This is a genomic window from Arthrobacter sp. UYCo732, from assembly GCF_040547265.1.
Classification (GTDB): Bacteria; Actinomycetota; Actinomycetes; order Actinomycetales; family Micrococcaceae; genus Arthrobacter.
Genome location: NZ_JBEPPJ010000041.1, coordinates 1 through 5,822 on the forward strand (window position 1 = coordinate 1; position 5,822 = coordinate 5,822).

Sequence of the window (5,822 nt, forward strand, 5' to 3'; positions counted from 1 at the left end):
TGTGTCTGTTGTTTGAGAACTCAATAGTGTGCCAAGTTTGTTGATACCAATTTATTGTATTGAATTGGTTGAATTTGCCGGGTCATGCCATCCTGTGGTGTGGTCTGGTTTTTACAGCTGGTTTCAAATTTTGCAGCTTTCTTCTTCCGTTATTTCCGGGGGTGTTGGTTGTTTCTGTTTTTGTTTTACTTCAACGGAGAGTTTGATCCTGGCTCAGGATGAACGCTGGCGGCGTGCTTAACACATGCAAGTCGAACGATGATCTCCAGCTTGCTGGGGGGATTAGTGGCGAACGGGTGAGTAACACGTGAGTAACCTGCCCTTAACTCTGGGATAAGCCTGGGAAACTGGGTCTAATACCGGATATGACTCCTCATCGCATGGTGGGGGGTGGAAAGCTTTTTGTGGTTTTGGATGGACTCGCGGCCTATCAGCTTGTTGGTGAGGTAATGGCTTACCAAGGCGACGACGGGTAGCCGGCCTGAGAGGGTGACCGGCCACACTGGGACTGAGACACGGCCCAGACTCCTACGGGAGGCAGCAGTGGGGAATATTGCACAATGGGCGGAAGCCTGATGCAGCGACGCCGCGTGAGGGATGACGGCCTTCGGGTTGTAAACCTCTTTCAGTAGGGAAGAAGCCGTAAGGTGACGGTACCTGCAGAAGAAGCGCCGGCTAACTACGTGCCAGCAGCCGCGGTAATACGTAGGGCGCAAGCGTTATCCGGAATTATTGGGCGTAAAGAGCTCGTAGGCGGTTTGTCGCGTCTGCCGTGAAAGTCCGGGGCTCAACTCCGGATCTGCGGTGGGTACGGGCAGACTAGAGTGATGTAGGGGAGACTGGAATTCCTGGTGTAGCGGTGAAATGCGCAGATATCAGGAGGAACACCGATGGCGAAGGCAGGTCTCTGGGCATTAACTGACGCTGAGGAGCGAAAGCATGGGGAGCGAACAGGATTAGATACCCTGGTAGTCCATGCCGTAAACGTTGGGCACTAGGTGTGGGGGACATTCCACGTTTTCCGCGCCGTAGCTAACGCATTAAGTGCCCCGCCTGGGGAGTACGGCCGCAAGGCTAAAACTCAAAGGAATTGACGGGGGCCCGCACAAGCGGCGGAGCATGCGGATTAATTCGATGCAACGCGAAGAACCTTACCAAGGCTTGACATGGACTGGAAATACCTGGAAACAGGTGCCCCGCTTGCGGTCGGTTCACAGGTGGTGCATGGTTGTCGTCAGCTCGTGTCGTGAGATGTTGGGTTAAGTCCCGCAACGAGCGCAACCCTCGTTCTATGTTGCCAGCGCGTTATGGCGGGGACTCATAGGAGACTGCCGGGGTCAACTCGGAGGAAGGTGGGGACGACGTCAAATCATCATGCCCCTTATGTCTTGGGCTTCACGCATGCTACAATGGCCGGTACAAAGGGTTGCGATACTGTGAGGTGGAGCTAATCCCAAAAAGCCGGTCTCAGTTCGGATTGGGGTCTGCAACTCGACCCCATGAAGTCGGAGTCGCTAGTAATCGCAGATCAGCAACGCTGCGGTGAATACGTTCCCGGGCCTTGTACACACCGCCCGTCAAGTCACGAAAGTTGGTAACACCCGAAGCCGGTGGCCTAACCCCTTGTGGGAGGGAGCTGTCGAAGGTGGGACTGGCGATTGGGACTAAGTCGTAACAAGGTAGCCGTACCGGAAGGTGCGGCTGGATCACCTCCTTTCTAAGGAGCACCTACGATCACCTTGCCCCGCGTTATGTGGGTGTGGAGGGGTTGTCAGGAGTATATGCCCGTTGCGCAGACGCTGGTTCTGCGGCGGGTGCTCACGGGTGGAATATCAGCGAATAGCGGCCGCAGGGTTTTTCTTCTTGTCTAGTACGGATGCTTTTGGGTGTCCTGGAACGGTGTGGGGAGGGGTTGTGCGGTTTAGTGTTTGGCACACTGTTGGGTCCTGAGGCAACAGGGCCGGGTGGGGATCATGGCCTTTGTGGTGGTGGTTTCTGGCCGGGTTTGTTTGTTTCTGGTTTCCTGGCTGCATCGATCATGCGTGTTTCGGCTCTTGCGGGCTGGGGTGTGTGGGGTGTGTGGCACGGGGTTGTTGTTTGAGAACTACATAGTGGACGCGAGCATCTTTTATAAGAAGCAATTTCCAAGAATATGAACCTGGATCTGTCCGGGCGTGCTGTTGCTGTGGCCTTTGTGGTTGTGGTGGTGGTGTCCGGGTGGTTTTTGTGGTTCTCTCGAAAATTTCTGAATTGATCTTTTGTGGTCAAGTTTTTAAGAGCACACGGTGGATGCCTTGGCATTAGGAGCCGAAGAAGGACGTAGGAATCTGCGATAAGCCTGGGGGAGTCGATAACCGGACTGTGATCCCAGGGTGTCCGAATGGGGAAACCCCGCCAGGGACGCGAGTTGCCTGGTGACCCGCATCTGAACACATAGGGTGCGTGGAGGGAACGCGGGGAAGTGAAACATCTCAGTACCCGCAGGAAGAGAAAACAATAGTGATTCCGTTAGTAGTGGCGAGCGAACGCGGATCAGGCTAAACCGTTCCATGTGTGATAGCCGGCGGGCGTTGCATGGTCGGGGTTGTGGGACTTTCCGTTCTGTCTCTGCCGGGACAGTGGGGTGTGATGTGCAGGCATAGGTGAACGGTCTTGAAAGGCCGGCCAGAGAGGGTGTGAGCCCCGTAACCGAAATGTTGTGTACCGCCTGGAGAGTATCCCAAGTAGCACGGGGCCCGAGAAATCCCGTGTGAATCTGTCAGGACCACCTGATAAGCCTAAATACTCCCTAATGACCGATAGCGGACCAGTACCGTGAGGGAAAGGTGAAAAGTACCCCGGGAGGGGAGTGAAACAGTACCTGAAACCGTGTGCTTACAATCCGTCGGAGCAACCGCACCTTGTGTGCATAGTAGTTGTGACGGCGTGCCTTTTGAAGAATGAGCCTGCGAGTTAGTGTTACGTCGCGAGGTTAACCCGTGTGGGGAAGCCGTAGCGAAAGCGAGTCTGAATAGGGCGTTGCAGTGGCGTGATCTAGACCCGAAGCGAAGTGATCTACCCATGGCCAGGTTGAAGCGACGGTAAGACGTCGTGGAGGACCGAACCCACTTCAGTTGAAAATGGAGGGGATGAGCTGTGGGTAGGGGTGAAAGGCCAATCAAACTTCGTGATAGCTGGTTCTCCCCGAAATGCATTTAGGTGCAGCGTTGCGTGTTTCTTACCGGAGGTAGAGCTACTGGATGGCTAATGGGCCCTACAAGGTTACTGACGTCAGCCAAACTCCGAATGCCGGTAAGTGAGAGCGCAGCAGTGAGACTGTGGGGGATAAGCTTCATAGTCGAGAGGGAAACAGCCCAGACCACCAACTAAGGCCCCTAAGCGTGTGCTAAGTGGGAAAGGATGTGGAGTTGCGAAGACAACCAGGAGGTTGGCTTAGAAGCAGCCATCCTTAAAAGAGTGCGTAATAGCTCACTGGTCAAGTGATTCCGCGCCGACAATGTAGCGGGGCTCAAGTACACCGCCGAAGTTGTGGATTTCAGATATTAGCTAAGCCCTTGTGGTTCAGGCGTCTGGAGTGGTAGGGGAGCGTCGTGTGGGCAGTGAAGTCGCGGTGTAAACCAGCGGTGGAGCCTACACGAGTGAGAATGCAGGCATGAGTAGCGAAAGACGGGTGAGAAACCCGTCCGCCGAATGATCAAGGGTTCCAGGGTCAAGCTAATCTGCCCTGGGTAAGTCGGGACCTAAGGCGAGGCCGACAGGCGTAGTCGATGGACAACGGGTTGATATTCCCGTACCGGCGAAAAACCGTCCATGTTGAACAGGGGATACTAACCGCCCGAGACCTGACCGCCCGCCCTTGTGGTGACGTGGTTTTTGGTGGAGCGCGGGACCTGATCCTGGGAGGCAAGCGTATTAACAGGTGTGACGCAGGAAGGTAGCCAAGCCGGGCGATGGTTGTCCCGGTCTAAGGATGTAGGGCGAACGGTAGGCAAATCCGCTGTTCATGATGCCTGAGATCTGATGGGACCCCCGTGAGGGGGGATTTGGTGATCCTATGCTGCCGAGAAAAGCATCGACGCGAGGTTTTAGCCGCCCGTACCCCAAACCGACACAGGTGATCAGGTAGAGAATACTAAGGCGATCGAGAGAATTATGGTTAAGGAACTCGGCAAAATGCCCCCGTAACTTCGGGAGAAGGGGGGCCCCAACCTTGAACACCACACGCTGGTGGGAGGGGATCGGGGCCGCAGAGACCAGGGGGAAGCGACTGTTTACTAAAAACACAGGTCCGTGCGAAGTCGCAAGACGATGTATACGGACTGACTCCTGCCCGGTGCTGGAAGGTTAAGAGGACCGGTTAGCCGTTCGCGGCGAAGCTGAGAATTTAAGCCCCAGTAAACGGCGGTGGTAACTATAACCATCCTAAGGTAGCGAAATTCCTTGTCGGGTAAGTTCCGACCTGCACGAATGGAGTAACGACTTCCCCGCTGTCTCAACCATAAACTCGGCGAAATTGCAGTACGAGTAAAGATGCTCGTTACGCGCAGCAGGACGGAAAGACCCCGAGACCTTTACTATAGTTTGGTATTGGTGTTCGGAGTGGCTTGTGTAGGATAGGTGGGAGACGTTGAAGCCCGGACGCCAGTTCGGGTGGAGTCATCGTTGAAATACCACTCTGGTCACTTTGGACATCTAACTTCGGCCCGTAATCCGGGTCAGGGACAGTGCCTGATGGGTAGTTTAACTGGGGCGGTTGCCTCCTAAAAAGTAACGGAGGCGCCCAAAGGTTCCCTCAGCCTGGTTGGCAATCAGGTGTCGAGTGTAAGTGCACAAGGGAGCTTGACTGTGAGAGAGACATCTCGAGCAGGGACGAAAGTCGGGACTAGTGATCCGGCGGTACATTGTGGAATGGCCGTCGCTCAACGGATAAAAGGTACCTCGGGGATAACAGGCTGATCTTGCCCAAGAGTCCATATCGACGGCATGGTTTGGCACCTCGATGTCGGCTCGTCGCATCCTGGGGCTGGAGTAGGTCCCAAGGGTTGGGCTGTTCGCCCATTAAAGCGGTACGCGAGCTGGGTTTAGAACGTCGTGAGACAGTTCGGTCCCTATCCGCTGCGCGCGCAGGAAATTTGAGAAGGGCTGTCCTTAGTACGAGAGGACCGGGACGGACGAACCTCTGGTGTGTCAGTTGTACTGCCAAGTGCACCGCTGATTAGCTACGTTCGGATGGGATAACCGCTGAAAGCATCTAAGCGGGAAGCTCGCTTCGAGATGAGATTTCCATACACCTTGTGTGTGAGAGGCCCCCAGCCAGACCACTGGGTTGATAGGCCGGATGTGGAAGCGAGGACTAACGACTCGTGAAGCTGACCGGTACTAATAGGCCGATAACTTACACCACACACTCTCTTCGTGAACAGAACTTCAAAAGCTGTTCACACCAGCAGAGAGTACAAAGATAACAAGACTGCTTGCGTCCACTATGTGGTTCCCAAACAACAAAACCATTTGTTGCAGGGAACAAAAACACAACAAAATAACAACACCACACCTCCCCCACCAGGGGAGGAAGTTGTAACCACAAGATTTCCCACCCCCACGACCAACAGTGTCCAGGCGGGTGTGGAGCAAGGGTTACGGCGGTCATAGCGTGGGGGAAACGCCCGGTCCCATTCCGAACCCGGAAGCTAAGACCCACAGCGCCGATGGTACTGCACCCGGGAGGGTGTGGGAGAGTAGGTCACCGCCGGAACACTATTACCGGTCGAGAGCCCCCGAACACCACGTGTCCGGGGGCTCTCCCACGTTAACCACCCACC

The 5,822-nt window shown here is 55.0% G+C and carries 3 rRNA genes; all 3 read left to right on the forward strand.

Annotated elements, in window-relative coordinates:
• The first annotated feature begins 190 nt into the window (after positions 1 to 190).
• The 3 genes from ABIB45_RS22305 (at position 191) to rrf (ending at position 5,755) form a co-directional block, all read left to right on the forward strand.
• A 16S ribosomal RNA gene (locus ABIB45_RS22305) occupies positions 191 to 1,717 on the forward strand.
• A 545-nt stretch (positions 1,718 to 2,262) separates the two neighbouring features.
• Positions 2,263 to 5,404 (forward strand): 23S ribosomal RNA (locus ABIB45_RS22310).
• 234 nt (positions 5,405 to 5,638) lie between these two features.
• Positions 5,639 to 5,755: ribosomal RNA gene (gene rrf, locus ABIB45_RS22315) — 5S ribosomal RNA — on the forward strand.
• Together the 16S, 23S and 5S rRNA genes form the textbook arrangement of a ribosomal RNA operon.
• The last annotated feature ends 67 nt before the right edge of the window (positions 5,756 to 5,822 follow it).